Here is a 355-nt window from a genome sequence, read left to right as displayed (position 1 = left end):
TGCGCGCTCATCTTTCTTGGTCAGGTCGCGCAGCTCGTCGAGCTGTAGGATGGCCAGTGTCATCAGCTGTACCGGGCCGTCATGCAGGTCGGCGCCGATGCGGCGGATGAAGGTCTCGTTGAGGTTGGCGAATTCCATGGAGGCCCGGCGCGCCGTGTCCCTCAGCTCCATCAATTCCTTCGAGGCGGACTCTGCCTCCTCGGCGCGGTGGCTCAGCACCTGCCGCTGATGCTCGATTGTCCGGCTGCCGCGCCTGACGATCAGGAACAGGCCGAGCATGACGACGAAGGAGAACAACGCCACCGTCGTCCAGGTGACCACCCGCAGCCGCGCGAGCTCATCGACAAAACCGCTC

1 protein-coding gene is annotated in these 355 nt (G+C 64.5%); it reads right to left on the bottom strand.

Annotation, left to right across the window (positions count from 1 at the left end):
• A partial coding sequence (locus tag AC1DIX_RS28415; RefSeq protein WP_477328705.1) for a hypothetical protein occupies positions 1-355 on the bottom strand: 355 nt, incomplete at both ends.

This window comes from Massilia sp. 05N420 (genome assembly GCF_056397205.1).
Note: the sequence above shows the minus strand (reverse complement) of the source record. Positions and strands in the feature narration are given on the sequence as shown.